Annotated in this window: 21 protein-coding genes; 11 read left to right on the top strand and 10 right to left on the bottom strand. The window is 68.1% G+C overall.

The window, feature by feature from the left end; all coding sequences use genetic code 11:
- Positions 1 to 327: 327 nt before the first annotated feature.
- From FBZ88_RS21530 to FBZ88_RS21520, 3 genes are all read left to right on the top strand, one after another.
- Positions 328 to 1,113, top strand: a complete 786-nt coding sequence (locus tag FBZ88_RS21530; RefSeq protein ID WP_145619184.1) for an enoyl-CoA hydratase — start codon at positions 328 to 330, stop codon at positions 1,111 to 1,113.
- Positions 1,114 to 1,178: 65 nt separating this feature from the next.
- Positions 1,179 to 1,568: a hypothetical protein gene (locus tag FBZ88_RS21525; RefSeq protein WP_145619183.1), complete on the top strand. Its 390-nt coding sequence runs from the start codon at positions 1,179 to 1,181 to the stop codon at positions 1,566 to 1,568.
- 53 nt (positions 1,569 to 1,621) lie between these two features.
- The gene (locus tag FBZ88_RS21520) at positions 1,622 to 1,849 is read left to right on the top strand and encodes a hypothetical protein (protein ID WP_088874750.1); all 228 of its coding nucleotides are present in this window, start codon (positions 1,622 to 1,624) and stop codon (positions 1,847 to 1,849) included.
- Positions 1,850 to 1,883: 34 nt separating this feature from the next.
- On the opposite strand, the gene mhpT is transcribed toward FBZ88_RS21520, so the two are convergent.
- Positions 1,884 to 3,095 (bottom strand): 3-(3-hydroxy-phenyl)propionate transporter MhpT, encoded by a 1,212-nt coding sequence (mhpT, locus tag FBZ88_RS21515; protein WP_246138787.1) that lies wholly within the window; start codon positions 3,093 to 3,095, stop codon positions 1,884 to 1,886.
- 175 nt (positions 3,096 to 3,270) lie between these two features.
- Between mhpT and FBZ88_RS21510 the strand changes: the two genes are divergently transcribed.
- Positions 3,271 to 4,353, top strand: a complete 1,083-nt coding sequence (locus FBZ88_RS21510) for a branched-chain amino acid aminotransferase (RefSeq protein WP_145619182.1) — start codon at positions 3,271 to 3,273, stop codon at positions 4,351 to 4,353.
- Positions 4,354 to 4,364: 11 nt separating this feature from the next.
- On the opposite strand, the gene FBZ88_RS21505 is transcribed toward FBZ88_RS21510, so the two are convergent.
- The 5 genes from FBZ88_RS21505 to FBZ88_RS21485 form a co-directional block, all read right to left on the bottom strand.
- Entirely contained in the window at positions 4,365 to 5,861 is a 1,497-nt protein-coding gene (locus tag FBZ88_RS21505; protein WP_145619181.1) for an FAD/NAD(P)-binding protein, read from the bottom strand.
- Between the two features lie 168 nt (positions 5,862 to 6,029).
- Complete coding sequence (locus tag FBZ88_RS21500) at positions 6,030 to 6,800, bottom strand: ATP-binding cassette domain-containing protein (RefSeq protein WP_211102755.1); 771 nt, start codon at positions 6,798 to 6,800, stop codon at positions 6,030 to 6,032.
- A complete protein-coding gene (ssuC, locus tag FBZ88_RS21495) occupies positions 6,797 to 7,585 on the bottom strand; it encodes an aliphatic sulfonate ABC transporter permease SsuC (RefSeq protein WP_088874744.1) in 789 nt (262 codons plus the stop codon). Before ssuC ends, FBZ88_RS21500 begins: the two co-directional genes overlap by 4 nt.
- Complete coding sequence (gene ssuD / locus FBZ88_RS21490) at positions 7,582 to 8,796, bottom strand: FMNH2-dependent alkanesulfonate monooxygenase (RefSeq protein WP_145619180.1); 1,215 nt, start codon at positions 8,794 to 8,796, stop codon at positions 7,582 to 7,584. The genes ssuC and ssuD overlap by 4 nt, the downstream gene beginning before the upstream one ends.
- The gene (locus tag FBZ88_RS21485) at positions 8,793 to 9,758 is read right to left on the bottom strand and encodes a sulfonate ABC transporter substrate-binding protein (protein ID WP_145619179.1); all 966 of its coding nucleotides are present in this window, start codon (positions 9,756 to 9,758) and stop codon (positions 8,793 to 8,795) included. Before FBZ88_RS21485 ends, ssuD begins: the two co-directional genes overlap by 4 nt.
- A gap of 353 nt (positions 9,759 to 10,111) precedes the next feature.
- On the opposite strand from FBZ88_RS21485, the gene tyrS reads away from it, so the two are divergent.
- The 7 genes from tyrS to FBZ88_RS21450 all read left to right on the top strand — a co-directional run bounded on the left by tyrS (position 10,112) and on the right by FBZ88_RS21450 (position 21,239).
- On the top strand, positions 10,112 to 11,371 hold the full coding sequence (gene tyrS, locus FBZ88_RS21480) for a tyrosine--tRNA ligase (protein WP_145619178.1): 1,260 nt from the start codon (positions 10,112 to 10,114) through the stop codon (positions 11,369 to 11,371).
- 94 nt (positions 11,372 to 11,465) lie between these two features.
- Entirely contained in the window at positions 11,466 to 12,281 is an 816-nt protein-coding gene (locus FBZ88_RS21475) for a hypothetical protein (protein ID WP_145619177.1), read from the top strand.
- A 123-nt stretch (positions 12,282 to 12,404) separates the two neighbouring features.
- A complete protein-coding gene (locus FBZ88_RS21470; RefSeq protein WP_246138786.1) occupies positions 12,405 to 13,871 on the top strand; it encodes a S10 family peptidase in 1,467 nt (488 codons plus the stop codon).
- A gap of 438 nt (positions 13,872 to 14,309) precedes the next feature.
- Positions 14,310 to 16,505 carry a TonB-dependent receptor gene (locus FBZ88_RS21465; RefSeq protein ID WP_186464539.1) on the top strand — a complete coding sequence of 732 codons (2,196 nt, stop codon included), beginning with the start codon at positions 14,310 to 14,312 and terminating at the stop codon, positions 16,503 to 16,505.
- A 96-nt stretch (positions 16,506 to 16,601) separates the two neighbouring features.
- A complete protein-coding gene (locus FBZ88_RS21460) occupies positions 16,602 to 18,347 on the top strand; it encodes a M61 family metallopeptidase (protein WP_145619175.1) in 1,746 nt (581 codons plus the stop codon).
- 183 nt (positions 18,348 to 18,530) lie between these two features.
- Positions 18,531 to 19,745, top strand: coding sequence for a pyridoxal phosphate-dependent aminotransferase (locus FBZ88_RS21455; RefSeq protein WP_186464538.1), 1,215 nt, complete (start codon positions 18,531 to 18,533; stop codon positions 19,743 to 19,745).
- Between the two features lie 30 nt (positions 19,746 to 19,775).
- Positions 19,776 to 21,239, top strand: coding sequence for a S10 family serine carboxypeptidase-like protein (locus FBZ88_RS21450; protein WP_145619173.1), 1,464 nt, complete (start codon positions 19,776 to 19,778; stop codon positions 21,237 to 21,239).
- A gap of 23 nt (positions 21,240 to 21,262) precedes the next feature.
- Here the strand turns inward: FBZ88_RS21450 and FBZ88_RS21445 are convergent, their stop codons facing one another.
- The 4 genes from FBZ88_RS21445 to FBZ88_RS30585 all read right to left on the bottom strand — a co-directional run bounded on the left by FBZ88_RS21445 (position 21,263) and on the right by FBZ88_RS30585 (position 26,208).
- Positions 21,263 to 21,748, bottom strand: a complete 486-nt coding sequence (locus FBZ88_RS21445; protein ID WP_088874737.1) for an Lrp/AsnC family transcriptional regulator — start codon at positions 21,746 to 21,748, stop codon at positions 21,263 to 21,265.
- 191 nt (positions 21,749 to 21,939) lie between these two features.
- A complete protein-coding gene (locus FBZ88_RS21440; RefSeq protein ID WP_186464537.1) occupies positions 21,940 to 23,631 on the bottom strand; it encodes a M61 family metallopeptidase in 1,692 nt (563 codons plus the stop codon).
- Positions 23,632 to 23,780: 149 nt separating this feature from the next.
- On the bottom strand, positions 23,781 to 24,266 hold the full coding sequence (locus FBZ88_RS21435; RefSeq protein WP_145612652.1) for an Lrp/AsnC family transcriptional regulator: 486 nt from the start codon (positions 24,264 to 24,266) through the stop codon (positions 23,781 to 23,783).
- Between the two features lie 4 nt (positions 24,267 to 24,270).
- Complete coding sequence (locus tag FBZ88_RS30585) at positions 24,271 to 26,208, bottom strand: ornithine cyclodeaminase family protein (RefSeq protein WP_211102754.1); 1,938 nt, start codon at positions 26,206 to 26,208, stop codon at positions 24,271 to 24,273.
- Between the last annotated feature and the right edge of the window lie 219 nt (positions 26,209 to 26,427).

The raw sequence follows: 26,427 nt of genomic DNA, 5'->3' as shown, positions 1-26,427 counted from the left end.
GTACCGGTTTGGGGCCGCCAGGCCCGCGCATCGCGGCGGATCATTCCAGGATTGCCCGTAACAGGCAACCTTTCGGGCTTGGGCATGGCGGCGCGGCAGCTGTGCGCGAGCCAGTTCACAAACTTCGCAAGCCCCTTTTCCAGCCTTCACCCCCTTTTCCTAGTCAGGCCGGGCGGATCGCTGAATAATCCTGGGAACTTCGGTATTCGCTGCCCTTTCCAAGGTATGGGGCAGTTTGCAGGGACTGTCGGGGCCTTGGTGCGCTCCCGGTCCCACCCCGGCGCCGACGAGACGACGCCCGCGGCAATCATCCTGGAGAGGACCCCAATGTCCGAGTTCGCCTACGAGAACATCCTGGTCGAGGTGCGGGGGCCCGTGGGCCTGATCCGCCTGAACCGTCCCAAGGCGCTGAACGCCCTGTCGGACGGCCTGGTGACCGACCTGCAGGACGCGCTGGACCGGCTGGAGGCCGATGATTCCATTGGCGCCATCGTCGTGACGGGCAGCGAGAAGGCCTTCGCCGCCGGCGCCGACATCAAGGAGATGCAGTCCAAGACCTATATGGACGCCTACCTGGGCGACTTCATCACAAAGAAGTGGGGCCGCCTGGCCACCTGCCGCAAGCCGACCATCGCGGCGGTCGCGGGCTATGCCCTGGGCGGCGGATGCGAACTGGCCATGATGGCCGATATTCTGCTGGCCGCCGACACGGCCAAGTTCGGCCAGCCTGAAATCACCATCGGCACCATTCCTGGCGCCGGCGGCACCCAGCGCCTGACCCGTGCCATCGGCAAGGCCAAGGCCATGGAGCTGGTGCTGACCGGCCGCATGATGGACGCGGCGGAGGCCGAGCGGGCGGGTCTGGTGGCGCGCATCATCCCGGCCGCGGAGCTGGTGGATGAGGCCATCAAGGTGGCGGAGAAGATCTGCGGCTATTCCCGCCCCGCCGTGATGATGGCGAAGGAGGCGGTGGATCGCGCGTTCGAGCTGACGCTGGCCGAAGGCCTGCGGTTCGAGCGCCGGCTGTTCCACTCGACCTTCGCGCTGGAGGACCAGAAGGAAGGCATGAGCGCGTTCGCCGAGAAGCGTCCGCCCCAGTTCAAGGGCCGGTAGCGCCTCCATTCGACATCAGACGACGGCGACGCGGAACGGGAGACGACCAACCCAGGGAGGACGGCATGGCGGCGGCGGAAGGGCCGGGGCAATGGGGCGACCGGTGGATTGGCACGCAACGGATAGCGGCGGCCCTGCTGGCCCTTGTCGACGCCCTGCACCCCTGGCGCATCTACCTTCTGGTGCCCTCGCCGATGCGTGCCGAGGGTGCCGCCGGCCACTTCCTGATCGTCATTGATGACGAGGCGCCGTTGCCCTGCTGGGACGGCAACCTGGCGCTGGCCACCCTTGGCCGCCTGGACCTGCCCGCCGCCGTCACCGTCCTGTGCATGGGCGACTTCCGCAGCGCCCTGCAGGTCGATGGCTCCATCGCCCAGCGTATGGTGGAGGAGGGCGAACTTCTCTTCGCCGCCCGGTCCCCCTGGAAAGACGGGGAAGTTCGCCTGAAAGCCTAGAGTTGATTTTCACCAGATACTTGGACGCCGTTTCTAACACTCAAGGTGAGAGCATGCGTAGCGCCGCCAAACTGGGCCCCGCGCGATCCTGGGATGAGGAAAGCCTGGCCCAGCTGATCGCCATGAACGCCGCCGGGCAGGGCGACCGGGAAATCGCCCAAGCCCTGGGCCGCACCGTCGCCTCCGTCCAGCACAAGCGTCACCTGCTGCGCCTGGCAACGCCGGTGGATCATCGCCGCGGCCGGCGCATGCGGCTGGAGGGAACGGCCGTTCCCGCCTAGAGCAAGATGCGATCAGCCATGATCGCGTTCCGCTCTAGGCGGGCCGGCGGGCGACCAGGACGAAGGTCGCGATGCCACTCAACACCGCCACCGGGATGATGCCCATCAGCACGTCGGCGCTGCTACCGCCGCTGGCGATCAGCTGGCCGGCCAGCAGCGGCCCGGCGACGGAACCCAGGCGGCCAGCGGCGACGACGGCGCCCACGCCTTGTCCGCGCACCTCCGCCGGGTAATAGCTGGGTGCCAGGCCATAAATCAGCGCCTGGGCGGCCAGCACCGCTGCGCCGGCGACAGCGGCCACGGCCATGAGGAAATTGGCCTCCACCCCGGCGAGGCCGGCCAGGGCCAGCGTCAGGGCCAAGAAGATGACGATCACGGCCAGCCGGCGGTCCACCCGGTCCATCAACTGGCCGGCGATGCCGGAGCCGCAGGCGCCGCCCATGTTGAAGACGATCTGCACGCCCAGCACCAGGGTGCGGGGCAGGCCGCGCGACAACAGCAGCACCGGCAGCCAGTTCAGCAGCAGGTACAGGACCAGCAGCGCGAAGAAGGACCCCAGCCACAAGGCGCCTGTGTCCACGCGTCGCCCCGAGGCGAACAGGGCCTGAACGATGCCCTGGCGCGGGGTATCCGCCGCCGGCGCCACGCAAAAGGCCGGCAGAGCCACGGCCAGGATGGGCAGCAGCGCCAGCGGGGCGACGCCGCCCATCCAGAACACCGTCTGCCAATCGCCGTGTCCGCCACGCAAGGCCATGGCGGCGGCCAGTGCCCCGCCCAGGGGCATGCCGGCATAGATGACGGCCACGGCGCCGGCCTTGCCCCGCTCCGTGCTTTCCGAGGCGATGGCGATCAGGTTGGGAAAGGCGCCGCCCAGGCCCAGGCCGGTCAGGAAGCGCGCGGCCAACAGGCTGGGATAATCCCAGGTGAGCGCCGTGAGGCAGGAGAACAGGCCGAAGACGCCCAGCGACAGCATCAGCGCCACCTTGCGCCCCTTAAGGTCGGAGACGCGGCCCCCCACCAAGGCGCCCACGATCAGGCCGGCGATGGCGGCGCTGAACACCAGGCTCATCTGTGTGGGGTCCAGCTGGAAGGCGGGACCCAGCCGGGGGGCGGCCACACCGGCCGACTGCAGGTCGAACCCTTCGATGGCGGCCGCCAGGAAGCACAGCCCCATGGTCAGGCGCTGCGCACCCGCCGGCATCCCCGCAGGTCCGGCCGACCCGGCCATCGGCAATGTTTCGCCCATCCCGTCCTCCGCCGTTGTTCTTTAATGGCGTTTCGCATCAGATTTAGCTTCGATCTGATCCGTCCGCTAGGCAGGTTTGAAAATCCGCCGTACCACCTGGGACCAAAAATACACGACCGTATGCGATCAGCCGATCGGTTAGGCTGCCGGCATGGGGACACGAAGGCTTGAGATCATGACGTTCACGATAGACCGCACCGCCAATCCGACCGACGACGCCACGCGCGCCCGCATCCTGGAGAACCCCGGCTTCGGCAAGGTATTCACCGACCACATGGTGACGATCCGCTGGACGGAGGGCCAGGGCTGGCATGATGCCAAGGTCACGGCGCGGGTACCATTCGCGCTCGATCCGGCGGCGGCCGTGCTGCACTACGCCCAGGAAATCTTCGAGGGCATGAAGGCCTACCGGGCGGCGGATGGCGGCGTGACGCTGTTCCGGCCCGACGCCAACGCCAAGCGCTTCCGGGACTCGGCCGAGCGTATGGCCATGCCGCTGATCCCGGAAGAGCTGTTCCTGGAGGCGGTGGAGCAGTTGGTGCGCATCGACCAGGCCTGGATCCCCGACAGCGAGGGCGGCAGCCTGTACATCCGCCCCTTCATGTTCGCCAACGAGGCCTTTCTGGGCGTGCGGCCGGCGTCGGAGTACATCTTCTGCGTCATCGCCTGCCCGGTGGGCGCCTACTTCAAGGGCGGGGCCAAGGCCATCACCATCTGGGCGCCGGAGAACTACACCCGCGCCGCCCCCGGCGGCACCGGTGCGGCCAAGTGCGGCGGCAACTATGCCGCCAGCCTGATCGCCCAGCTGGAGGCCAGCAAGCACGGCTGCGACCAGGTGGTGTTCCTGGACGCGGCGGAGCATCGCTGGATCGAGGAGCTGGGCGGCATGAACGTCTTTTTCGTCCGCGACGACGGCAGCCTGCTGACCCCGCCGCTCAGCGGCACCATCCTGCCCGGCATCACCCGCGACAGCATCATCCAGCTGGCGCGCAGCCTGGGCCACACGGTGGTGGAGCAGCCCTATACCCTGGCGCAGTGGAAGGAGGATGCCGCCACCGGCCGGGTGCGCGAGGCCTTCGCCTGCGGCACCGCCGCCGTGCTGGCGCCCATTGGCACCGTGCGCACGGCCGAGGGCGACTTCGTCATCGGCAATGGCGAAGGCGGGTCTACCACCGCCAGCCTGCGTGAACGCCTGGTCGGCATGCAGCGCGGCAGCCAGGCCCCGCTGGTGGATGGCTGGATCCGCCGAGTGATCTAAACCCAGTCCGATCAGGCGGGCATCCGGCTGCGGGTGCCCGCCTTCGGCTTTTCCGGGGCGGCCTGGCCCGGCAGGCGCCGGGCCACGGACCGCGCCACCTCCTCCGCCTGAATCAGCACTTGGGGCAGGCCCATCAGCTCGCCGAAGGTGGCGCGGGCCAGGGGGCCGGCCACCCATAGCGTCTCATCCGGAACGCCGCGCACGTCGATGACGCGGCTCTGCTCGTCCACCGCGATGCCCAGGCCCAGCGCGTCGGGATGAAGCCGTCCTGCCGACACCAGCGGGGCCAGGGCGGGAACGGCGTCGATCAGATGGTCGTGCGCCGGCCCGGTGGCAACCACCACCGCGTCCACCGTGCGGGTCAGGGTGGGGCCGCCCCGGCGGGGACGCAGGGTGACATGCACGCCATCGGCGTCGGCCCGGATGTCGGCCAGGCTGGCCGCCAGGATTTCCAGCTGCCCCCGCGCTTCCAGCTCATGGATCGTCGCCTCCGGCTGCGGGGCGATGCGGTAGCGGTGTGCGTCCCAGAAGGGGCGCAGGTGGCGCAGCACCTTGCGTTTCTCAGGCAGCGGCAGCGCCTGCCAGATGGCGCGGGCGTCGCGGCGCACGGCGTCCAGCACCACCTGCCACGGCTTGCCCTCGAGCTCCGCCGCTTTCACCGTGGCGCGGATGCGGCGCAGCAGGGCATGGGCCGTCACCTCGGGCCGGGTGGCGAAGTCGCCCACCAGATCGCCCGCATCCAGGGCGTGGCCGCGCGGCGTCAGCCCCCGTCGGGAGAAGACGGTGATTGGGCCCTTGTGCCCCCCGGCCTCCAGCGTGGCCAGGATGTCGGCCATGGTCAGGCCCGAGCCCACCACCAGTACCCGGGCATCGGCGTCCAGGTCCTCCAGCGCGCCGGGCGCCCAGGGGTTCGCGATGAGGCGTGGGTCGTCGCCCAGAGCCTCCTCCAGGATGCGGGGCGGGGACGGTGGCGGATGGCTGGTGGCGATGATCACCACGTCGGCCACCAGGCGGCCGCCATTCTCCAGCGCCACGGCATAGCCGAAGGATTGGCCCGGCGGCGCGTCACGGGGGATGGGGGTGATGGATGTGGCGCGCTGCTGCACATGGCGGATGTGGGCGGGCCCGTCGGACGCCGCCTGTTCGCGCACCAGTCCGTCGAGATAGCGCCCAAACTCCAGCCGGCTGGAGAAGATATGACCGCCCTTGACCAGGGCCTGCGGATCGGTGGCCAGCACGCCGGAGCGGCGCAGCCAGCGGTCGAAATGGCCCATGTCGGCGGAAAAGGCGCTCATGCGCGCGGCTGGCACGTTGATGCGGTGCTGCGGGTCGGGGGTGGAATAGGCCACCCCGCTCCCCAACAGCAGGCGCGGCTCCACGATATCGATGTCCACCGGCACGGGCGTGCTGCGGGCCAGGTGCAGGGCGGCGACGGCCCCACTGAACCCGCCGCCCAGTATGACGACGCGGGAGGCGGTTCTTTGGTGGGGCGCATCACCCAGGGACATGTGGAACCCGATCAAGTGATACCGGTTGCAGCGATGCCGTCTATAGGGCGGCGGCGGTCAGGCTGTCGGGAGCCAGAGTGTCAGGGGCCAGCGATTGGTTCAAGGCGGCACGTAGTTGCCTTTTGTGAACTTCAAAAGTGATCGTTGCGCGTCCAGGGGCGCTCTCTTCTAGACGGCGCCCAGGATGCGGCGTTCCAGCTCCGCGAGGCGGGGGGCGCCGGTGGCGCGGGCACCGCGCGGGATATCGACGGTGATGTCCTCGGCCACGCGGCCGTCGCGCAGCACCAGCACGCGATCGGCCAGGGCCACGGCCTCCGCCACGTCATGGGTGATGAGGATGGCGGTGAAGCCGTGCTGGCGCCAAACCCGGGTCAGCAGGCGGTGCATGTCGGCCCGGGTCAGGGCGTCCAGGGCGCCGAAGGGTTCGTCCAGCAGCAGGATGCCGGGCTCCGTCACCAGGGCGCGGGCCAGGGCCACACGCTGCTTCTGCCCGCCGGACAGGACGTAGGGCCAGTCGCCCGCGCGATCCGCCAGGCCCACCTCGGCCAACAGCGCCTGGGCGCGCTCCTTCCAGCCGGGGCCACGGGCGATGCCGACATTGCTCAGCACCCGCTGCCAGGGCAGCAGGCGGGCGTCCTGGAACAGCAGGCGCACGTCGGGCTGCAGGCCTCGGCGGGCCGTGCCGTCGATGCGGATGGTGCCGCTGGTTGGGCCGTCCAGCCCGGCGATGAGGCGCATCAGCGTGGTCTTGCCACCGCCCGAGCGGCCGACGACGGCGACGAACTGACCGGCCGGGATGACCAGGTCCAGGCCCTTCAGCACGCTCACGTCGCCGAAGGCCTTGGTGACGCCGTCGAAGGCCAGTTCCAAGCCCTTGCCGGTAACGGTAGCTTCGGGCTGAACTTCGGGTGGGGGCGCGGCGCGCAGGGGGACCATCATGCCGCCTCCAGCCCGGTATGGAAGGACGGATTCCACTCCAGCGCCCTGCGCTCCAGCCAGCGCGACGCGATGTCGGCCAGCTTGCCCAGCAGGGCGTAGACGATGATGCCCAGCAGCACCATGTCGGTCTGCAGGAACTCCCGCGCGTTCATGGTCATGTAGCCGATGCCGGAGGAGGCGGAGATGGTCTCCGCCACGATCAGGGTCAGCCACATGATGCCCAGGGCATAGCGCAGGCCCACCAGGATGGCGGGCAAGGCGCCCGGCAGGATGACGCGCAGGTAAAGGGCCACGGGGCCAAGGCCATAGACCCGTCCCATCTCCACCAGGCCCCGGTCAACCGAGCGGATGCCGTGGAAGGTGTTGAGGTACATGGGGAACAGCACGCCCACGGCCACCAGGAAGACCTTGGCCTCCTCCCCGATGCCGAACCACAGGATGACCATGGGAATGATGGCCAGGTGCGGCACGTTGCGCAGCATCTGCAAGGAACTGTCCAGGATGTCCTCGGCCAGGGGCAGGGCGCCGTTGATCAGCCCGAGGGCAAAGCCCAGGCCGCCGCCGATGACCAGGCCCAGCACGGCGCGTTCGGCACTGATGCCGACGTGGTGGGGCAGGCTGCCGTCCTTCAGCGTGGTCCAGAAGGCGACGGCGATGTCGCTGGGCGCCGGCAGCACGCGGGCCGACAGCCACCCCGCCTTGGCCGCCACCTCCCACACCGCCAGCAGGGCGAGGGGCAGCAGCCAGGGGACCAGCCCCCGGCGCAGGGCTTTCGTCCTGGTCATGATGCCGATGCCTGGCGCAGGGCGGCGGTCTCCTTGGGCGCCGGGGGCAGCGTGTTGGCGATACGCTCGCCAAAGGGGCCGTGGTTGGTGGCCTCGCCCTTGTCCCGGCCATTGCCGGGGGCCAGCGGCAGCAGGGGGAAGACCAGCTCCGCGAAGCGGTAGGCTTCCTCCAGGTGCGGGTAGCCCGACAGGATGAAGCTGTCGATGCCGACGGCCATGTATTCCTTCATGCGCTGCGCCACCGTTTCCGGATCGCCCACCAGGGCGGTGCCGGCGCCGCCGCGCACCAGGCCCACGCCGGCCCACAGGTTGGGGCTGACCTCCAGCTTGTCGCGCCGGCCGCCGTGCAGCGCCTGCATGCGGGCCTGGCCCACGCTGTCCATGCGGGCGAAGGTCTTCTGCGCCTGTTCGATGGCGGAGTCATCCACGTGCTGGATCAGCTCATCGGCGGCGCGCCACGCGGCCTCGTTGGTCTCACGCACGATGACGTGCAGGCGGATGCCAAAGGTGACCTTGCGGCCCTTGGCGGCCGCGGCGGCACGGACGACGGCCACCTTCTCCGCCACCTGCGCCGGTGGCTCGCCCCAGGTCAGGTATTTGTCGACCGTCTCCGCCGCCACGTCGATGCCGGCGGAGGATGATCCGCCGAAATACAGGGGCGGGTAGGGCCGTTGCAGGGAGGGGAAGAACAGCCGCCCATCCTCGATGCGGATGTGCTTGCCTTCATAATGCACCGTCTCGCCGGCGATCAGGCGGGTCCAGACCGACAGGAATTCCCGCGTCACCTCATAACGCTCGGTATGCGACAGGAAGATGCCGTCGCCGGCGTTCTCCACCGGGTCGCCGCCGGTGACGACGTTGATCAGCAGCCGGCCGTTGGACACCCGGTCCAGTGTGGCCGCCATGCGGGCCGAAACGGTGGGCGACTGCAATCCGGGCCGTACCGCCACCAGATAGCGCAAGCGCTCCGTCAGCGGGGCCAAGGCCGAGGCGATGACCCAGCTGTCCTCGCAACTGCGCCCGGTGGGCAGCAGCACGCCGTAGTAGCCCAGGCTGTCGGCCGCCTGCGCGATCTGCTTCAGGTAATCGAAGCTGACGGCGCGGGCGCCGTGGGTGGTGCCCAGATAGCGGCCGTCGCCATGGGTGGGGATGAACCAGAAGACGTTCGCTTCCGTCACCGGTTCGGCGGGGTGAAGGGGGGTGTCGCTCATGACTTCGATCCGGGAATGGCGTCGGAGACGCGGATGGGCTTGGGGATCAGCCCCAGCTGGTGGAAGGTGTCGGCGATCTTCTGCTGGGCAGCGATCACCTCGGGCGTGATGGGCTGCACGCCGTAGCCCATGCGGGCCAGCGCCGTTTCCAGCACCGGCGCCGGGATGCCCACCTGCGGACTCAGGCGCTGGGCCACGGCCTTCTGGTCGCCCTTGGACTGGGCGTCGATGTCGCGCAGGGCGGCCAGGATGGTCTGCACCACCTGGGGCCGGCTGTCGTTGAAGCCGCGTTCGGCCAGGTAGAACTGGTGGTTGGCCACCAGGTTGCTGCCGTCGGGGCGCACGCCGTCCAACAGCACCCTGGCCTGGGTGGCGGCGGCCGCGGCGGCGTAGTAGGGGTCCCAGATGACCCAGGCATCGACGCTGCCCTGCTCGAACGCCGCGCGGGCGTCGGCCGGCGCCAGGTAGGTGGGCTGGATGTCGCTGTATGCCAGGCCCGCTTCCTCGAGCGCCTTCACCAGCAGGTAGTGGACGTTGGAGCCCTTGTTCAGTGCCACCTTCTTGCCCTTCAGGTCGGCCACGCTTTTCAGCGGGCTGTCCTTGGGCACCAGGATGGCCTCGCCCTTGGGCGCCGGCGGTTCCACGCCGACATAGACCAGGGGGGCGCCGGCGGCCTGGGCGAAGATGGGGGGCGCTTCGCCGGTGATGCCGAAGTCCAGCGCGCCGACGTTCAGCGCCTCCAGCAACTGCGGGCCGCCGGGGAATTCCCGCCATTCCACAGCGACGCCTTGGGCTTTCAGCTGTTCGTCCAGCTTGCCGCTTTCCTTCAGCAGAAGCAGGGTTCCGTATTTCTGATAGCCGATGCGCACCGGCTTTTCCGCTGCGGATGCCGCGCCAATCCCCAGGGCCAGGACTGCAGCCAGGGCCAGGCGGCAAAGGGCGGAATAGGCTTTACCCATCATGGTCTCCCGCAAATCCACACTTAACGATGCGCTATTTAACGACCAATGTGCGTTATTTTACGATCTGCGCTGAGGCTAAATTAACGATATATTGAGAGTCAATCTGTATAATTGACTGCAAAATTATGTTGAATAAGGAAGCTATGCGCTGCGGCGGCTTGACAGGATGGCGGCAGGATGATCACCATCCGCCCATGGTCACGACGCTGCCCCTCTGCTGCACGTATTACGCGCCCTCCTCATAGGAGCGGCGTTGTTCGACCATGTTGAAACGATGCCGCCGCCAAGGCGGCAGTCGTTTCCCAAAAGCGGTTTCCTCCTTGGTGGCGGTCCCACCTTAGGAACACCGCTTCATGGATACCCAGGACCTACCCCGACATGATGTCCGCTCCGCCGCCCTGCAGGTGTTGCAGGCGCGTGGCTACATCCATCAATGCACCAACCTGGACGGGCTGGACGCGGCCTTCGCCGCCGGTGTGGTGCCGGTCTACATCGGCTTCGACGCCACGGCCGACAGCCTGCACGTCGGCCATCTGCTGCCCATCATGACGCTGCGCCGCCTGCAACGGGCGGGGCACAAGCCCATCGTGCTGATCGGCGGCGGCACCACCCGGGTGGGTGACCCCAGCTTTCGCGCCACCGAACGTCCGCTGCTGAGCGAAGACCAGATCGCCGCCAACATCCAGGGCATCCGCCGGGTGTTCGAACGTTTCCTGACCTTCGGCGGTGGCCCCATCGATGCCGTCATGGTGAACAACGCCGACTGGCTGGACCGCCTGGGCTACATCGACCTGCTGCGCGACATCGGCCGCCACTTCTCCGTCAACCGCATGCTGTCCTTCGACAGCGTGAAGGCGCGGCTGGAGCGGCAGGATCCGATGAGCTTCCTGGAATTCAACTACATGATCCTGCAGGCCTTCGACTTCCTGGAACTGCACCGCCGCGCCGGCTGCCTGGCGCAGATGGGCGGGTCGGACCAATGGGGCAATATCGTCAACGGCATCGATCTGGTGCGCCGGCTTGAGGGGCGGGAGGTCTTCGGCCTGACCACCCCGCTGCTGACCACCGCGTCCGGCACGAAGATGGGCAAGACCGCCGGCGGCGCCGTCTGGCTGAACGCAGACCGGCTGCCGCCCTACGACTACTGGCAGTTCTGGCGCAACACGGAGGATGCCGACGTCGGCCGCTTCCTGCGCCTGTTCACCGATCTGCCGCTGGAGCGCATCGCGGAACTGGAGGCGCTGCCGGGGGCGGAGATCAACCAGGCCAAGGAGGTGCTGGCCAACGCCGCGACCGCCCTGGCCCACGGGCCCGAGGCCGCCCAGGCCGCCAATGAGACCGCCCGCCGGGCCTTCACCGGCACCAACGCCGAGGGCCTGCCGGCGGTGGCGCTGACGGGGGAGGAGGTGCCGGACGGCGCCCTGGTGGTCGACCTGCTGGTGCGCGGCGGCCTGGCGGCCTCGAAAGGGGAGGCGCGGCGCCTGATCGCCGGCGGTGGCGTGCGGGTCGATGGGGTGGCAGTGGCGGACCTGGATGCCCGCATCGTGGCGCGAGCTCTGCCGGTGCGCCTGTCGGCGGGGCGCAAGCGCCACGTCCTGGTGCGCGGTGCCTAGGGTGCAAAACGGTGGGTGCCCAGGCGATCCCTTGCGCCCACCGTTGCCCTTAGGCACAGTTCACCCGGGTAAGCACTGGGGCGTTGGGGGCGTCATGGGCAAGCGGGCGGTCATCACCTTTCTGGCGGTCGTGTTGGGAAGCGGCGGGGCGGTGGCCGCGGAGGCGCCCGTGCCCGGTCTCACGCCGGCGGACTGCCAGGCGCCCACCTCGGCCTCCTTCCAGGCGCTGTGCGCCGATCCCGGCCTGCGCCAGTTGATCGACAGTGTTCAGGATGTGCCCTATGTCCGCCTGGGCCGTGCCTGGACGGTGGACGAGGCGATGTTCCAGCGCTGCGATGCCACGCTGGACGCCCGCGCCTGCCTGGAACGGGAGTACAGGGTGAAGATCAAGGCGGTGCAGGCGGAATCGGCCAAGCGCGCCATGGCCTACGCCCCCGATGGCAGCAAGGCCGACGCCAAGATGCTGCTGGCCCGCATCGCCGGCATCTACCGTCACCCGGTCAAGACCGCCGACAGCATCCACGGGGCGGAGGACGTGCTGCAGGTGACGCCGGTGGCGGATGGCGCCGCCTACCTGGACATGCGCCTGTCCTTTTATAACGGGCAGAGTTGCACCCTGACCGGCATCGCGGAATACAAAAAGATCGGCAGCTTCGTCTTCCAGGATCCGGCGCCCACACAGCGCTGCCTGCTGACCATGACCCTCAGCGGCGATGAGGTGGGCTTCAGCGATCCCACCGGCGCCTGCGCCAAGTTCTGTGGGGAGCATGCCAGCCTGACGGCGGAAACCTTCGTGCTGAAGCAGAAAAAGAAGCTCCGCGCCCTACCGGCCGCGCAGCAATCCCCGGCGTACCAGGAAGCCCTGCAAGCCTACCAGGCGCGCCACGCCACGGCCAAGGCCACCCCCTGACGGCCAGTCCCCGCATAAAACTTGCCGTCACCCGCCCGGCGGGCGGGATAACGCAAAAACATTCCGCCGTCGGCCGGTATTATCTCCCCCTGACAACAGGGCGCCTGCGACAGGGGGACGACGATGACCGGGAAAGCCACCGGACGTAAAGTGGGGGGCCTGCTGGCCGTGCTGATGTTGGCCACATCCATGCCGGCATTGGCGGACGCGCCGACCGTGACCCACCACACCACCACGCTGAACGGCCACAAGCTGGCCTACACCGCGACGGTGGAAGGGACGGACGTGAATGACGCCGCGGGCAAGCCGGGCGCGCACCTGGTGAGCTTCGCCTACACCGTGGAAGCCAAGGACGCGGCAAAGCGGCCGGTGACCTTCGTCTTCAACGGCGGGCCCATCACCGCCTCCCTCTGGCTGCACCTGGGTGTCATGGGGCCGAAACGCGTGGCCGTGCCGGATGACCTGAAGGCTGATCCCTCCACCTTCACGCTGGTGGACAACCCCTATTCGCCGCTGGACGCCACCGACCTGGTGTTCATCGACCCGGCCTCCACCGGTTTCAGCCGCGTGGCCGAGGGCGTCGATCCCAAAAGCTATTTCTCGGTGAAGGCGGACGGGCAGGAGGTCACTGCCTTCATTCAGGCCTGGCTGGCGCAGCATCACCGCGAGGGTTCCCCCGTTTACCTGCTGGGTGAAAGCTACGGCACCATGCGCGCGGCCGAGGTGGCGGGCCAACTGGCCGAGTTGCCCAAGCCCATCCCGCTGGCTGGCGTGCTGCTGATGGGCCAGGCGGTCAACATCATCGAATACGTGCAACGGCCGCAGAACATCATGAGTTACGTGGTGTCGCTGCCCACCCTGGCGGCCATTGCCTGGTACCACCAGAAGGTGGACCGCCACGGCCTGTCGCTGGAAGCTTTCGTGGATGAGGCGCGGCGCTACGCCCAGAGCGATTACATGCCTGCCTTGTACCAGGGCGGCGAATTGCCGGCGGCGGACCGCGACCGCGTGGCCCAGCGCCTGCAGGATCTGACCGGCATTCCCGCCGCCTATTACCGCGACCATTCCCTGCGCATCAGCAAGGAGCAGTACCGGGGCGAATTGCTGAAGGACCAAGGCCTGCTGCTGGGCCGCGCCGACGCGCGCTATGCCGCCCCCATCACCGACAAGGGCATCGGGCCCGATCCGTTCGCCGCGGCCGTCATGCCGGCATTCTCCCGCCTGTTCAAGGACTACCTCCACACCGACCTGAAGGTCGACCGCGCCGAACCCTATGCGGAGATAGCGGAGGTCCAGGGGCTGGACGACTGGGGATGGGGCTTCGCCTCGCCCTTCGCCAACTGGGCCTACAGCGATCGCCTGCTGAAGGCCATGAAGGCCAATCCCAAGATGCGGCTGTTGATCGGCAACGGCTATTACGACACCCAGACCACGGTGGGGGCGGCGGAGCTGCTGGCCCGCCAGGGGGGCTGGCCCGAGGGCCGCGTGCGCCTGACCTTCTATGAGGGCGGGCACATGGCCTACACGGATGAGGGCGCCGCCCGCAAGTTCGGCGCCGACATCCGCGCCTTCGTCCATACTGCACCCTGACGCCGGCGATCCCGGAAATCCACGCCCGCAGGTGCCGCCTGCGGGCGTTTGTTTTTTGGCTTTGCGACAGGCACCGGCTTAGCGTGCGCATTCAGGGAAAATCTATTCCTCGATCCAGGATCGACGGCATTGGAAATGCCATCTTCTGACAGTCGAGGGGTGTTCGGTTCCGCCTGATGGTCCTTCACCCGCCTGTGCGGAATGGGCGGCCGACCAGTCCCGGCAGAAAATTTCCGCAGCGCACACCTCGGGAATAAAATTTTCTCCCCACCCGCTTCGACATACGCAATTTGGAAAGAAAAGCCCAAGCGTGGCGGTATCATAAATTATCTTTTTCGACCCCGCCGAATAACAAAATCCCACAAGGATTGGTGGCGGCAGGGGGCGCTCATAAGAACAGGGGGTAGTAATATGCAGGGCAAGAATGGAATCCGGGCGTTGCTCGCCACGACTATTCTTACAACCTTTTCTTTCTGGTCGCTGCCCAGCTACGCCGATGGCGCGGCGGCTGATGACAGCTTGGATGAGCTGCAAGAGATCGTCGTCACGGCGCAGAAGAAGACTGAGCGCCTGATGGATGTGCCGGCCTCCATCGCCGTCGTTTCCAGCCAGTCGCTGCTGCAGGCCAACAACACCCAGCTGCGTGACTTCTACACCCAGGTGCCGGGCCTGAACGTCACGTCCAGCGGCAACGGCCGCACCACCATCGCCATCCGTGGCATCACCACCGGTGCCGGCAACAACCCCACCGTGGGCCTGACCATCGACGACGTTCCCATCGGCTCCGCCACCAGCGGCGGCCTGGGTGACGCGGTGGTGCCGGAAATCGATCCGTCCAGTCTGCAGCAGATCGAAGTGCTGCGCGGACCCCAGGGCAGCCTTTACGGCGCCAGTTCCATGGGCGGCCTGATCCGCTACGTGACGGCGGCGCCCAACCTGACCGAGACCTTCGGCCAGGTGGCGGTGTCCGGTTCCAGCGTCGCCCACGGCGGCGAGGGCGGCGGCGGCCGCGCCTACATCAACGTGCCCATCGTCGAGGACAAGCTGGGCCTGCGGGTCAGCGCCTTCGCCCGCATGGACCCGGGCTACATGACCAACGCCAACAGCGGCCAGACGGAAATCAACGTCAACCGCACGGAAGGCGGCCGCGCCAGCCTGCTGTGGCAGATCACGCCCAGCATCAGCTACCAGGCCTCCGCCACTTACCAGCACATGACGGCCGGCGGCTCGGCCAACGAGTACGTCTCGGTGGATCGCGTGCCCACCTATGGCGACTACACCCAAGCGCCCATCGCCGGCCTGAACACCGGCTATCTCGACATGGGTATCTACAACGGCAACCTGAAGGCCGACCTGGGTTTCGCCAACCTGGTGGCCGTCACCTCCTACAGCCACACGGTGTTCAACGGCCCGCAGGACACCACCGGCACCTTCGGCCGTTACCTGGGCTTCTTCTTCCCCGCCCCGGCCCTGCCGGCGTTGGGCACCGGCATCTACAACTATTACCAGACGAACAAGCTCAGCCAGGAAATCCGCCTGGAATCCCAGCCGGGCGGCATGATCGACTGGATGGTCGGCGGCTTCGCCACCAATGAGGACAACCTCAACCGCCAGAACGTCTACGTCGCCAACAAGGCCAACGGCGAGAACGTCGGCTTCCCCGACCTCTACACCGTCTTTGGCCCGTCGCATTACCGGGAGTATGCCGGCTTCGGTTCCGCCACCTATCACTTCGACGACAAGCTGGACTTCACCTTCGGCGGCCGCTTCAGCCGGCAGTTCCAGGAAAGCTACCAGGATGTCGGCGGCGTGCTGCAGGGTGACAACGAGATCACCGACATCCATTCCGGCACCAGCGTCTTCACCTACTCCCTGGGGCCGCAGTACCACATCAACAAGGACATGATGGTCTATGGCCGCGTGTCCACGGGCTTCCGTCCCGGCGGCCCCAACGCCGCCCCGGGTGAGCCCGCCGCCTACAACTCCGACACCACCACCAACTACGAGGTGGGCTTCAAGGGTGTCGTGGTTGATCACCTGCTGACGGTGGACGCCGCCCTGTTCGACATCGAGTGGGATGACATCCAGTTGCAGGCGGCGTCGCCCACCGGCTTCTCCTACGTGCAGAACGGCGGCACGGCCCGGTCGCGTGGTGGCGAGCTGACGCTGACCCTGACGCCCTCGGAAGGGCTGAGCGTGGTGGCCAACCTGGGCTACACCGACGCGACGCTGACCGAAAACATCAAGACCTCGGGCCTGTACGGCCTGAAGGGCCAGCGCCTGCCGTACTCCGCCAAGTTCAGCGGCAGCCTGTCGGCGGACCAGAAGTTCCGCATCGTGGACGGCTTCAATGGCTTCGTCGGCGCCACCGTGTCCTACATCGGCGACCGCTACAGCGTGTTCCCGACCAAGTCCACGGGCCAGCGTTTCTTCATGCCGTCCTACACCACGGTGGACCTGCGCGCCGGCGTCACCCACGACGACTGGAACCTGTCTGTCTACGCCAAGAACCTGGGCAACGAGATCGCCTTCGTCTCCGGCGGCCCGCTGGATACCATCACCCGCACGGGCATCTACTCGGCGGCCATCATCCAGCCGCGTACCTTCGGCATGACCATCAGCAAAGACTTCTGATGACCAAGCCTTGATGGACGCGTGAGTGATGGGGCCGGTCCGGCAGCACCGGGTCGGCCCCCTGTTTTCCGGGGTCGGTAGAAGCAGGCGGGGGCGATGCGGTATTTCAAGACGGGTGGCTTGGCGGCCCTGCTGGCGTTGTCCGCAGCACCGGCGGCCTTGGCGGCAGCGCCCCAGCTGGCCGTGACGTTGAAGCCAGCGGCGGCGGAGGGGGTAGGGCCCAATGGGGAAGGGATCGTACCTTTTGTCGACGTCACGGTTGAGATCCCGGACGTGGCGGTGGAGGCGGGCGCGCCGCTGCTGCGCCTGCCGCTGGTGGCCAACAACGTCAAGAGTGTCGCCGACACGCTGACGGACCTGACGGCCAGAGACGCCGCCGGTCCCGTAGCACTGACGGCCAAGGACGATGCCGACAGGCCGGCCATGGCCTACCGCCACTGGACGGCGGCGCGGGCGGTCAAAGGCGCGCTGACGGTCCGTTACCGCGCCCCCAACACCACCCTGGCCAACCCGCGTGGCGCCGCCCCGCCGCTGGAACTGCGCACCGACGGCGGCGGCTTTTCCGGCGCTGCCGAGACCTTCCTTATCCTGCCGGAGGCGGATGCCAAGTATGGCCTGGCACTGCGTTGGGACCTGTCGGCGGCCGGCCCAGGCGCCGCCGGCGTTTCCAACTTTGGCACGGGTGACGTGACCTCCAGCGGTCCCTTGAGTGCGGACGACCTGGGCGCCACCTATGTCATGGGGGGGGCCATCCACCGCTACCCCGAGGCGCCACCCAAGCAAGGCTTCTTCTCCGCCTGGCAGGGCAGCCCGCCCTTCGACGGCAGGGAACTGATGCGGTGGACGGAATCGCTGTATCACCATTACCTGGGCTATTTCAAAGCGGTGGGCACGCCGCCCTACGGCGTTTTCCTGCGGCCCAACCTGGTGAACGCTGGCGGTGGCGTGGAACTGAACGGCGCCTTCATCGGCACCTTCGACCAGAAGACCGACGTGAAGGACTTCAAGTTCACCCTGGCGCACGAAATGGTGCACACATTCGTGCGGTCGCTGGATGCTTCAAAGGAAGACGGGCCGCAGGGCCTGGCCTCGTCCTGGTTCAGCGAGGGCATCGCGGTCTATTACCAGAACCGCCTGCCGCTGCGCGCCGGCATGATCACGGGTGATGAGTTCCTGAAGGATCTCAACACCACCGCCGCCCGCTACTACACCAACGCCCTGAACGGCACGCCCAACAGCGCCATCCCGGACCGCTTCTGGGCCGACACCCGCATCCGCGTGCTGCCCTACGACCGGGGTGCCCTCTACTTCGCCCTGGTGGATGGCGAGGTGCGCAAGGCCAGCCACGGCAAGCGCTCCCTGGATGACCTGATCCTGGCCATGCTGGACCGCCGCCGCCACGGCCGGCCCATGGACCACGCCGCCTGGGTGGAGATCATCACCCATGAACTGGGCCCGCGCGGCAAGCTGGAACTGGACGCCATGCTGAACGGCGCCCTGGTCCTGCCGGACGACGATGCCTTCGGCCCCTGCTTCACCCGCACCACCGCCCCCTTGCGCCGCTATCAGCTGGGCTTTGATCCCGAGGTGCTGATCCAGCCCAAGCGCATCGTGCATGGCCTGATCCCCGGCTCGGCCGCGGCGGACGCCGGCCTGCGCGACGGGGATGAGATCGTGAAGCCCGTGCCGCAGGACATGATCCAGGGAAACCAGCAGGCCACGCTGACCCTGCAGATACGCCGCGACAGCCAGGTCTTCCCCATCACCTACCTGCCCCGGGGCGAAACGGTGCAGGCCTATCAATGGGCCCGTCGTCCGGATGCGCCGGCCAATTGCCGATAGGGCGGGAACCGGTGCGGTCAGCTTATGCGCGGCTCCGGCGAGATGCCGCATAAACCGACCGTCGGCACCCTGCCGGACCCGGCCATACGCAAAAAAGCACCCGCCAAGTCGAATAGAATTTTGGCATCGCCGGCTTCGGTGGCCTTTCACGCCCGAACGCCTCGCCCGAATAGGAAGTACGCCTTGAAATCTGCCGGTAAATCCGTCGGTCCCGCATCCAACGTCCCGTCCGGCACCCCGTCCGGCGGCGACTTCTTCGCGGCCGCCCAATATTCCGACTGGGTGCGGGGGGCTATGCGCGCGCTCGCCGGCCGGCCCAACGCCATCGCCCTGTACGACAGCACCATCAGCGAACCTTCGGATCTGCTGGCGGGGCTGGTGGCCAAGTCGCTGGTCGCCGTGGATGACGACGGCGCGCCACAGCTCAGCAGCCGCTACGTCAGCGTCTTCGCCAACGGCAACCGCTTCCTGGTCGACGCGCTGTGCGCGCGCTACGACGAGACGCCGGAGCGGTTGCAGACTGTCACCGGCGTCACCGGCGCCCTGCAGCTGATCCTGCGCGCCCTGGTGAAGCCGGGCGAACGGGTGCTGATCGAAAACCCGGGCTTCAAGCTTCTCACCAACCTGGCCCTGGAGGCGGGCGCCGCGGTGGATGAGCTGGACCGGCCGGCGCCGCATTTCGGCATCGACCCTGCCCAGGTGGCGGCCAGGCTGACGCCCGATACCCGCCTGGTCATCCTGACCAATCCGCACAACCCCACCGGCGTGTTCCTGGACCACGCCACCCTGAAGGCTGTGGCGCAGGCGGCGGCCACCGTCGGCGCGTTGCTGGTGGTGGATGAGGTCTACGGCGATTTCGCCCGGCGCCCCTCGGCCGGGCTGGCGGCCAAGCTGGCGCCCAACATCGTCAGCCTGGCCAGCCTGACCAAGGTGTTCGGCCTGTTCGCGCTCAAGTGCGGCTGGATGGTGGCGGCACCCGAGGTGCTGGCCCGCATCCGCGCCGGCCAGCCGGAGGGGGACGTCGGCGTGTCCAAGCTGTCGCACGCCGTGGCCGCCCATGTCATGGAAAACGCCGACACCTTCGACCGGCATTGGCAGGCGGTGATGACCGCCACCACGCCGGTGCTGCACCGCCACGCCGCCGCCATGCGGGACGAGGGCCTGATCGAGGGCGCCGTGCCGGCGGCCGGTTGCCTTTATTTCCCCCGCATCGTCGGGGTGGCGGACACCCTGGCGCTGACCCGTCACCTGTGGAACCAGGTCGATCTGCTGGTGGCGCCGGGCGAGTATTTCGGCCTGGCCGGCCATGTCCGCCTGGGCTACGCCGGTGATGCCGAGACATTGGACCGGGGATTGAGCCGGCTGCACGCCGGCCTGCGGGCCTGGCGGGATCGCTGAGGGAAACGCGGCAACGGGGGGAGTGGGGGCATGCGGGCGGCGATACGGAACGGCATCAGCGCGGTGGCCCTGGCCTTGGCGGGCTGTGCGGCCCATGACCCGGCGATGGCCCCCCCTTCCGGGGTCGCCCAGCAGATCACCCTGGCGGGCAAACCGCTGCGCTACGTGGCCGAGGCCGCGACCCTGGACCTGACCGATGCGCAGGGTGTGGTGCGGGGCCACATCTTCTACGTCGCCTATCATGTTCCCGGACAGGGCGGGCGGCCGGTCACCTTCCTGTGGAACGGTGGGCCTGGTGCCAATTCCACGCTGCTGCATTTCGAGGCCTTTGGCCCGAAGCGGCTGGAGGGCGGCGCCCTGGTGGACAACGCCCAGACCCTGCTGGCCGATAGCGACCTGGTGTTCGTCGATCCCGTGGGCACGGGCTTCAGCCGCCCGGCGACGGCGCAGGATGGGTTGCGTTTTTACAGCACCCTGGGCGACCAGTCTTCCATCACCGACTTCGTGCAGGCCTGGACTCAGCGCCATGCCGATGCCCGCACACCGGTCTACCTCATCGGTGAAAGCTTCGGCGTCTGGCGCGCCGCCGGCGTGGCGGAGGCGCTGGAGAAGCGCGGCCGGCCGGTGGCGGGCGTCGTCCTCATCTCCGGCGGCATTCCCGTGGGGCCGGTGCTGCCCAAGGAACTGGTGACCGCGCTAAAGCTGCCGGGCCGTGCCGCCGCCGCCCAGGTGCACGGCCGCCTGCCGGCCAGCCTGGCGGGGACCAGCCCGTCGGCCACGGCCGATGCCACCCGCGCCTGGGCGGAACAGGTTTACGCCCCGGCTCTGGCCCATCTGGGCGATCTCAGCGCCCAGCAAAAGGCCGCCCTGGCCCAGGATGTGGCCCACCACATGGGCGTGGACCCGTCCCTGGTCGACAGGACCAGCCTGACGGTTTCCTCCCGCCAGTTCCTGAACAATCTGCTGCCTGGCCGTCGGCTGGATACCTTTGACATGCGTATCAGCACGCCGCTGAACCCGGGGGCCGGCCAGGTGGACGCCGAGGAGCCGGGCGCCGCCGTCATGGTGCGCTATTTGCGCGAGACCTTGGGCTATCGCACCGACTTGCCTTACCTGGGGCTGGAGAAGGACACCGATCCGGGGGCCAAGCCGGTGGGCGAGCAGTGGGACTACAATTCCGGGGATACCTCACCGGCCGCCTTCGCCGCCGCCATTGCTGTCGCGCGCGCGGGTGAGGGGCCGCCCGGTGCGGAACCCTGGATCCGCAGGGCCATGGAGATGGACGGCAAGCTGCGCGTCTTTGCCGCCGCAGGGTTGTACGACAGCCTGAACAGCTGTGCTGCTAACGAGATTCTGAAGGCCAAGCTGGAACCGGGCCTATCCGCCCGGCTATCGGTGAACTGCTACGGCGGCGGCCACATGATGTACCGCGACGCTGAGGCGCGGGTGCGCCTCAGCGCCGACCTTGGCCGCTTCATCACCCGCCAGCCCTGACCGGGCCCGGCGGGTAATTTTATTCACTGGAACTGGCGTGGTTTCAGCGGCACGGCGGTGGTGTGCTTGGCCTCCGACAGGGTCACGATGGAGCGGATGTCCTGCACGCCCGGCAGCTTCATCAGGCTGCTGAAAATGAACTGCTGATACCATTTGACGTCCGGCGCCACGACCTTCATCAGGATGTCCATCTCCCCGAATACGGTATAGCATTCAAGGATCTCTGGAATGTTCTCCACGCCCCGGAAAAAGGTCTGGCGTTCCTCGTCCGACAGCCGGGCCATCTTCACCTGGGCGAAGATCTGCATGTGGAAGCCCAGTTTCTCCCGGTCGACGATGACCACCTGGCCCTTGATATAGCCCTCGCCCTGCAGGCGCTGGATGCGGCGCCAGCAGGGGGACTGGGAAATCCCCACCTTTTCAGCCAGTTCCGCCGTGGTCAGTGACGCGTCTTTCTGCATCAGCGTCAGGATTTTCATGTCTATGGCGTCGAGTTCCGCAGCCGGCATATCCTATGTGGTCCCCTGTTCAATCTGGTATCGCCCATGGGGGTCTTCCGCCCCTGTCCGGCATAAATCTACCTGCTTTGAACCGCCTCCGGTAGCGCCGGTTTCGGGGAACCACCGGCCGGCGGCGGCCCAGCGGAGGCCATGAAAAAGGGCCGGGAAAGACCCGGCCCCCGATGTGTCGACCCAGCCGATCAAAGATGGCAGGCGCTGTCCTCCACCCCCTGCACGCGTTCCCAATGCCAGCTGGCTACGGCTTGGCCGCGCGGCAGGTAGGTGAAGCTCCGCTCCTGGCCGTCGCGCTTGACGGTGATTTCCATCTGCTTGGCCGGGTCGTCCATCAGCGCCTGCTTGGGACTGGACTTCACGATCAGGTCGCCTTCCTTCACGCCGGCCCGGGCGGCCGGACTGTCGGCGCGCAGATCGGCCACCACACCCAGGCGCATCTCGTCATAGCCCAAGTCGAAGGGACGCTCCGCCGCCTCCACGGCGCGATAGCAGGGGGCGAATCCGGTGGGCGCGGGCTCGATCAGCTTGCCGGCCACCATGTCCTCGTACTCCTGTCGGGCGCTGTCGCCCAATTCGCGCACCACCATGGCGACCCATTGCTCCAGGCCCACCTTCTCGCCTTTGCGCTGGCGCTCCAGCACCTCTAAGACCAGATCGTCCAGGCTACGCGTGCCGCCGGATTTGGCGCGGATTTCGGCATCGACGCGGGCCAGGTACATGAAGCCCCGGCCGTAGGGCACGCGCTGGGCGCGGGCGTCGCTCCAGAACTTGGCACCGGCCTGGGTGTTGGTCAGCGCCACGTAGGGGTTGCTGTAGTAGCCGGAGGCATGGTCGTTGACCACGCGCAGGAACTTGGCCTGGTCGATCACGCCGGCGCGCCGGGCCAGCACGACGGAATAATATTCGGCCATGCCCTCGGTGTACCAGGCGGTGGCGGGATGCTCCCCGCCGTCCAGCCTGGGCCAGTTGTGGGTCATCTCATGCGCCAGCAGCATCTGGGTGTCGCTGGCGGCGGTGGTGCCATCCACGCCGTAGCCGAACATGAAGGACTTCGCCAGGGCCGTGCCGCCGCCGGCGGGGTAGGGATTGGCCCGGATGAAGACGCGGTAGGGCGCGCCGTCATCCTTGAAGAAATGGGCCATGTAGCCGTAGAGGCGCTGGATGCCCGTGGACAGGTCGTTCATGTCGAACGGCGGCTGGACCAGCCAGTACAGGCCGAAATTGCCCTTCCCCGCCGCCGGCACGCTCTTCACCGAACCGGTGGCGTAGAAGGAGAAGGCCAGCAACTCCGCCGGGGCGACCGTGGACTGGTCGCCTTCGCCCAGGCTCCAGATCCCCCGGGCGCCCTTGGGCATGTCGGACAGATCCCACTTCAGGCTGATGCGGTAGGGCTGCTCCCCCGCCGGCAGGGCCATGAAATAGACGCCTGCACCCATCAGGCCGTCCGCCTGCTGGCGCAGGTCGAACAGCGGGCCGTTGCGCGTGGCGACGCTGACGGCGCGGGGCGGGGTGCCGTACCGCACCACCACGTCGCCCACCGTGGCCCGGCCCACGTCATAGTGGCGGTAGGTGCCGGTGGGCGTCGGCGCTTCATCCGCCATGGTCAGCGGCAGGGGGCCCTTGTCGTCCCGCGCCACGATGGCGCTGGCATCATAGCCCGCCGTGGGGGTGGAGACGATGGTGGTGGGCATGCGCAGCAGGGGCTGGCCGGCGGCCACGCCGGGATGCGCGATGCGCAGTTCCACGTCCATGCGATCGGCCACGCCGCCGCTGGCGTGCGGACGCAGCACGACGTCCAGGGGGGCTGGCGCCTCGGCGGCGGCGGCAGTGAACGTGAGCATGGAGGTGGCCAGCAGGCCCAAGGTCAGTTTTCTCATGGATGGTCCCCACCTGTTCTGTCCGGCCGTATGCCGGCCGCTCGTACGCCCCCGCGTTCCCGCATGATGGCGGACGGCGGCAGGTTTATGTTTTCCCAGTGCCGGCCCCGCACTGGGGCCCGGGCATAGGCTATGCATCGCAGGGACGCTTATTGGAATGTGCGCGGCTTCAGCGGGATGGCCGTGGTGCTCTTGGCCTCCGACAGGGTGACGATGGAACGGATGTCCTCCACCCCCGGCAGCTTCATCAGGGTATTGAAGATGAACTCCTGGTACCACTTCACGTCCGGCGCCACGATCTTCAGCAGGGCGTCCATTTCACCGAAAACGGTGTAGCACTCCAGCACCTCGGGGATGTTCTGGATGCCCCGGAAAAAGGTCTCGCGCTCCTCCTCCGATAGGCGGGCGATCTTCACCTGGGCGAAGATGTGCATGTCGAAGCCCAGCTTCTGCCGGTCGACCAGCACCACCTGGGACTTGATATAGCCCTCGTCATGCAGGCGCTGCACGCGGCGCCAGCAGGGGGATTGCGAGATGCCCACCCGCTCCGCCAGCTCCGCCGTGGTCAGCGAGGCGTCGCGCTGCATGTGGGTCAGGATCTTCATGTCGATGGCGTCCAGTTCCGCGTTCGCCATGGTTTCAATCCTTCTTCAGCAGGGGCCAGGCGGCGGCCAGGTCCTGGACCACATGGCCCAGCGACTTGTAGAGCGTGACCTGCTCCGCTGACTGCCGACCTTCGGCGTGGCCGGCCAGCACCTCCCCAATCTCCGCCACCACATGGGCGTCGTCGATCAGGCCGGCGGCCTTGGCCCGCAGGAACTCCGCCCCCTGGCGCAGCACATGCTCCCGGCAATCGGCGATGAAACGCGACCGGATGACCAGATCATGATCCACCTCCACCGGGCCGGCGATGCTGGAGCCCACGACGTTCACATGCGTCCCCGGCGCCACCCAGGCCCCGTGCAGGATGGGGTCCTTCGCGGCTGTCACGGTGCAGACGATGTCGGCGTCCACCACCGCCTCCTGCGCGCTGGCGGCGGTGCGCACGGACAGGTCCAGTTCCTCCGCTAGCCGCGCGGCGAAGGCGGCGGCGCGGCCGGGGGCGCGGCCCCAGACGGTGATGCGGGTCAGGCGGCGCACCCGGGCGATGGCGCGGGCATGGGTCAGCGCCTGCTCGCCGTAGCCCAGCAGGGCCAGCGTCGAGGCCTCGGGCCGGGCCAGGGCGTCGGTGGCCACGGCGCTGGCCGCCGCCGTGCGGATGGCCGTCACCTCCCCACCGTCAACCACGCCCATGGGCCGGCCGCTGTCCCGGTCGAACAGCACGATGACGCCCTGGTGTGAGGGCAGGCCCTTGTTGAAATTGTCCGGGAACACGGCCACCAGCTTGGCGCCGAAGGGCCCGCCGCCAGAGGGCCCGCCGTTGAGGGCACCGGGCATGACGCCGAACATATGGCCATGGTCCAGAGGCAGCACGCCGCGCGGCAGCTGCTGCGTCTCCCCCTTCGACAGGGCGGTCATTGCTTGGCGCACGAGGGGAATGCAGGTGTCGTAGCCCAGGCGCTCCGCCACGGCGTGCCCGTCGATGATGGGCAAGGGCGACACGGCGGGATGACGGGCGTTCTCATACAGCCAGGCCGTGGCGGCCAGATCCTGCACGGCATGGCCCAGGGACTTGTAAACGGTGATCTGCTCCGCCGACTGCCGGCCTGGCGCCCGGCCCGCCAGCACCTCCCCGATCTCTGCCGCGATGTGATCGTCACCGAGGATGCCGGCCGCCTTGGCGCGCAGGAACTCCCCGCCATGGACCAGCACATGCTCCCGGTGGTCGACGATGAAGCGGCTGGCCGCCACCAGGTCGGTATCAATCTCCGCCTGGGCCGGACCGCTGGAGCCAACGACGTTCACATGCGTGCCGGGGGCGATCCAGTCGCCGCGCAGGATGGGATCGGCGGCGGCGGTGACGGTGCAGACGATGGCGGCACCGGCCACGGCCCGCTGCACGCTGTCATGGGCCTGGGTGTCGATGCCGGTGGCGGCCTGCACCTGGGCGGCGAAGGCCAGGGTCTTGGCGGGGTCGCGGCCCCACACGCGAATGTGGCGCACGGTGCGGATACTGGCCAGCGCCAGGGCATGGGCCAGGGCCTGCCGCCCGATGCCCACCAGGGCCAGGGTGTCGGCGTCCGGCCGGGCCAGGGCGTCGGTGGCGACGGCGCTGGCCGCCGCCGTGCGCATGGCCGTGACCTCCGCCGCGTCGGCCAGGCAGACGGGCCGCCCGCTGGCGCCGTCGAACAGCACCACCAGGCCTTCATGCGCCTTGCGACCCTGGCCATCGTTATAGACGCTGACCAGCTTGGCGCCGAAATAGCCGGGCTGGTCCGCACCGACGAAGGCCGCCGGCATGATGGCGAAGGTGCGGCCGGCGCCCAGGCTGATGAAGCTGCGCAGCTGCTGGCGCACCCGTCCGGTGCTCAAGTCCACCATGGCCTGGCGGATGGCGGAAATGGCCGCCCCATAACCCAGGCCCGCACGGACGGCGGCGGCATCGAAAACGGCAAGGCCGGACGGCGCGAAACCCATAGGTGTCTTCCCTGTCATCCTGTTCCCGAACCACCTTAGGGCAGGGGATGGGGTTTTTCTTTCCGGAGTTCGCAGAAAAGCCGCCGTCGGTCCGGTGGAATTTCCATCGTCCTGACCAACATGAGCAGGTTTTATGCAGAGATGCCGCCAAAGCGGGTGAGAAGCACCGCCGCGCCATCGTCAATGGGGCGGAAGGATAATTCCGGGAACACCCCCTCA

Origin of the sequence: Nitrospirillum bahiense (assembly GCF_007828025.1) — a bacterium.
GTDB lineage: Bacteria > Pseudomonadota > Alphaproteobacteria > Azospirillales > Azospirillaceae > Nitrospirillum > Nitrospirillum amazonense.
Note: the sequence above shows the minus strand (reverse complement) of the source record. Positions and strands in the feature narration are given on the sequence as shown.

Excerpts from the sequence above, each read along its gene's own strand:
- ssuD (WP_145619180.1), bottom strand. The coding sequence starts at position 8,796 with ATGAGCGACACCCCCCTTCACCCCGCCGAACCGGTGACGGAAGCGAAC.
- mhpT (WP_246138787.1), bottom strand. The coding sequence starts at position 3,095 with ATGGGCGAAACATTGCCGATGGCCGGGTCGGCCGGACCTGCGGGGATG.
- ssuC (WP_088874744.1), bottom strand. The coding sequence starts at position 7,585 with ATGACCAGGACGAAAGCCCTGCGCCGGGGGCTGGTCCCCTGGCTGCTG.
- FBZ88_RS21470 (WP_246138786.1), top strand. The coding sequence starts at position 12,405 with ATGACCGGGAAAGCCACCGGACGTAAAGTGGGGGGCCTGCTGGCCGTG.
- FBZ88_RS21510 (WP_145619182.1), top strand. The coding sequence starts at position 3,271 with ATGACGTTCACGATAGACCGCACCGCCAATCCGACCGACGACGCCACG.
- FBZ88_RS21475 (WP_145619177.1), top strand. The coding sequence starts at position 11,466 with ATGGGCAAGCGGGCGGTCATCACCTTTCTGGCGGTCGTGTTGGGAAGC.
- FBZ88_RS21520 (WP_088874750.1), top strand. The coding sequence starts at position 1,622 with ATGCGTAGCGCCGCCAAACTGGGCCCCGCGCGATCCTGGGATGAGGAA.
- FBZ88_RS21525 (WP_145619183.1), top strand. The coding sequence starts at position 1,179 with ATGGCGGCGGCGGAAGGGCCGGGGCAATGGGGCGACCGGTGGATTGGC.
- FBZ88_RS21440 (WP_186464537.1), bottom strand. The coding sequence starts at position 23,631 with ATGAGAAAACTGACCTTGGGCCTGCTGGCCACCTCCATGCTCACGTTC.
- FBZ88_RS30585 (WP_211102754.1), bottom strand. The coding sequence starts at position 26,208 with ATGGGTTTCGCGCCGTCCGGCCTTGCCGTTTTCGATGCCGCCGCCGTC.
- FBZ88_RS21505 (WP_145619181.1), bottom strand. The coding sequence starts at position 5,861 with ATGTCCCTGGGTGATGCGCCCCACCAAAGAACCGCCTCCCGCGTCGTC.
- FBZ88_RS21530 (WP_145619184.1), top strand. The coding sequence starts at position 328 with ATGTCCGAGTTCGCCTACGAGAACATCCTGGTCGAGGTGCGGGGGCCC.
- FBZ88_RS21460 (WP_145619175.1), top strand. The coding sequence starts at position 16,602 with ATGCGGTATTTCAAGACGGGTGGCTTGGCGGCCCTGCTGGCGTTGTCC.
- tyrS (WP_145619178.1), top strand. The coding sequence starts at position 10,112 with ATGGATACCCAGGACCTACCCCGACATGATGTCCGCTCCGCCGCCCTG.
- FBZ88_RS21450 (WP_145619173.1), top strand. The coding sequence starts at position 19,776 with ATGCGGGCGGCGATACGGAACGGCATCAGCGCGGTGGCCCTGGCCTTG.
- FBZ88_RS21435 (WP_145612652.1), bottom strand. The coding sequence starts at position 24,266 with ATGGCGAACGCGGAACTGGACGCCATCGACATGAAGATCCTGACCCAC.
- FBZ88_RS21500 (WP_211102755.1), bottom strand. The coding sequence starts at position 6,800 with ATGATGGTCCCCCTGCGCGCCGCGCCCCCACCCGAAGTTCAGCCCGAA.
- FBZ88_RS21445 (WP_088874737.1), bottom strand. The coding sequence starts at position 21,748 with ATGCCGGCTGCGGAACTCGACGCCATAGACATGAAAATCCTGACGCTG.
- FBZ88_RS21485 (WP_145619179.1), bottom strand. The coding sequence starts at position 9,758 with ATGATGGGTAAAGCCTATTCCGCCCTTTGCCGCCTGGCCCTGGCTGCA.